The organism is Paracoccus chinensis (assembly GCF_900102885.1).
GTDB lineage: Bacteria > Pseudomonadota > Alphaproteobacteria > Rhodobacterales > Rhodobacteraceae > Paracoccus > Paracoccus chinensis.
In genome coordinates, this window is the sequence record NZ_FNGE01000057.1 from 1 (window position 1) to 2,511 (window position 2,511).

3 protein-coding genes are annotated in these 2,511 nt (G+C 65.1%); 2 read left to right on the plus strand and 1 reads right to left on the minus strand.

The genetic code is table 11. The features are described 5' to 3' along the window. Together mobQ and BLQ03_RS17545 are read left to right on the plus strand one after the other, a co-directional pair. On the plus strand, positions 1-897 hold an 897-nt coding region (gene mobQ / locus BLQ03_RS18740), incomplete at its 5' end, for a MobQ family relaxase (protein ID WP_139166816.1). Between the two features lie 752 nt (positions 898-1,649). Beyond that, complete coding sequence (locus BLQ03_RS17545; RefSeq protein WP_090757574.1) at positions 1,650-1,997, plus strand: MliC family protein; 348 nt, start codon at positions 1,650-1,652, stop codon at positions 1,995-1,997. A 123-nt stretch (positions 1,998-2,120) separates the two neighbouring features. Here the strand turns inward: BLQ03_RS17545 and BLQ03_RS17550 are convergent, their stop codons facing one another. Next, positions 2,121-2,360 (minus strand): hypothetical protein, encoded by a 240-nt coding sequence (locus tag BLQ03_RS17550; RefSeq protein WP_090757575.1) that lies wholly within the window; start codon positions 2,358-2,360, stop codon positions 2,121-2,123. Between the last annotated feature and the right edge of the window lie 151 nt (positions 2,361-2,511).

The window sequence follows — 2,511 nt, forward strand, 5'->3', positions numbered from 1 at the left end:
GCCCATGCGCCGGACTGGGTCCATGACCGCGCCGCGCTGTGGAACCGGGTCGAGGCCGCCGAGACCCGCAAGAACAGCCAGCTCGCCCGTGAAATCCGCGTGGCCCTGCCCGCCGAACTGGACCATGCCGAGCGCGTCGAGCTGGTCCGCGACTTCTGCCAGCGGTCCTTCGTGGACCGCGGCATGGTCGCGGACATCGCCCTTCATGCGCCGGGGCTGACCGGTGACGAGCGCAACCACCACGCCCATGTCCTGCTGACCACCCGGGAGATCGACGCCGAGGGCTTCACCACCAAGAACCGCGACTGGAACGCCGTGGCGGTGCTGGAGGACTGGCGGGAAGCCTGGGCGCAGGACGCCAACGCCGCCCTGGAGCGGGCCGGCCACGCGCTGCGGGTGGACCACCGGACGCTGGAGGCGCAGCGCGCGGAGGCGCTGGAGCTGGCCCAGGAGGCGCGGGAGCGCGGCGACGAGGTCGAGGAGCTGGTGCAGACGGTGCGCGCCGTGGAACTGGACCGGGAGCCGTTGCCGCAGCTGTCCATCGGGGCGTGGCAGCTCAAGGAGCGCGGGATCGAGGTCGCGGCCGTGCGGGTCTGGCACGAGGTCCGCGAGCGCGCCCTTGAGGTCGGGCGCGTGGCCCAGGAGCTGGCCGGGCAGGCCCGCGACTGGCTCGGGCGGGTGGCCGAGCGGGCGCTGGAGGCCCTGGAGCCGGCGCCCGATGCCTGGGGGGAGTTCTTCGCGGAAGCCGCGCAGGGCGGGCTGCGCGACGACCTGTCCCGCGATCTGGACCGGGAACGGCAGGTGGCGGACCAGGCCGAGCGCGTCCGCCAGCTGGAGCTGGTGAAGGAGCGGGAGGCGCATGCGCGTCGGGACGATGAGCTGGGCCACGAACTGTAGCCTGCAGAGCCGGGCAGGCCCGCCCCTCCGATGTGTGAGGTCTCCGGGGCGGGCCGGCCCTATCGTCGCCTGAACCCATTGCTGCCGGTCGCGAAGAGGGTAAGGCTCTGGACAAAGGCTTATAGGTTCGGGGCGGGACATGCGTATCGTATTTTTTGCAGTCACCCTTTTAGCATCTTCATGCGTCGATCAGCCTGCCTCAGTGGGAGTAAGCCTCGACAAATGCGGGTGGCAGGGTCCGTCTCGCCACCCCGACCGCGTATTAGTGGAACATCCTGCCATCCATGAAGGAGGGTCATATGTTGGCCTCGCAACTGAAGAATACCCGAAAAAGTCGAGCGACCCTCGGGGACATGCTCAGCGGTTTTCCCTCGTGAATTGCTCTACTTTTAGCACAATCCGAGTAGATGCAGGTTTTGTCGAACCTCCTAATACACTCACAGCACCAGACCTTCTCAAGCGTATTTCCGATCTTCGAAAAAGTAATCGTCTAACCTCTCCGGGAGTCCTCCAGGAATTGGGAGAACAGAATGGGTGGGGGGTATCAGAAGGTAATTCTTCGAGTAACAAACGCTCGCGTTGTGCATGCGAGAACCTAAAAAGCCAATAAGCTAAGCTCTCAGTCTTGACGTTCACAACGAGCGTTGAGGCGACACCTCAAACCTTTGAACGGCGTGTCGCAGACCTCGGGCAACTTCCTCCGGCGCTCATGTGTTCTGCACGGAGCGTTATCACCCCCCGAAAGACCTTCCATGTTCAGACCCGCCGCCTTTGCCGTCCTTCTTACGCTCGTGCCGGCCACCGCCTCGGCGGATGCCGCCCTGACGATCACCTTCGATCTGGAGGATGTCACCACGGCCCGCTACACCTGTGGCGAGGATAAGCCGCTTGCCGTGGTCTATGTCGTCTCTGAGGCAGGCAACCTGGCGCTGGTCTCCATGGATGAGGGCGATGCGCGCGTCTTTGCGGAGGCGGTGAGCGGATCTGGCGCACGCTACGTCTCAGGGCAGTACGAATGGATCACCAAGGGCGGGACCGGCCTGCTGATCAATACGCTGGAAGACAAAACGCTTCTTGATTGTCGCCTTGCTACCCCGTGAGCCGGGCGCCGCGACGGGTTCGATCCTGCGCATTTCCGCTCTGCGGTGGTTGGTGCAGTCCGCATCTGCTAAGGGGATGCAGAAGCTAAGAGGCTTGAGCTGCCGGACATCCACAGGCCCGGCTCAGCGACGGGCCCGCTCGCGCTGCCAGGACAGTTGGCGCAGAATGGCCGACGAGTTGCCTTGGGCAATGACTGCGGCCGGCAACGCCATTGCGATCTGGAAGGGCAGGAGCATCAGCGTGTCCAGGCGCGGGGCAGCCCCAGCCTGTGCCGGTGCACGCGGTCCCTCTGGGGCTGTGCCCGGCACTGCCTCCATGTCGGCTTCAAACTGCGGGGCGTTGATCTGGGCGTGGTCAAGCATGTCGTCCTCGAATCCTGGGGGAAGAAGGCTCTTGTCTTGTTTGGCTGCGCCTGCGGCATGCCGCGCGCCTGTCACCTAACCAGCGCAGCTTGGCAGGCTTTCCGCGCTGCATGAAGGGCAAACTCTGGAGCACCAGGTGCATCGAGGCCGG

Coding starts and splice junctions, on each gene's coding strand:
- BLQ03_RS17545 (WP_090757574.1), top strand. CDS start 1,650: ATGTTCAGACCCGCCGCCTTTGCCGTCCTTCTTACGCTCGTGCCGGCC.
- BLQ03_RS17550 (WP_090757575.1), bottom strand. CDS start 2,360: ATGCTTGACCACGCCCAGATCAACGCCCCGCAGTTTGAAGCCGACATG.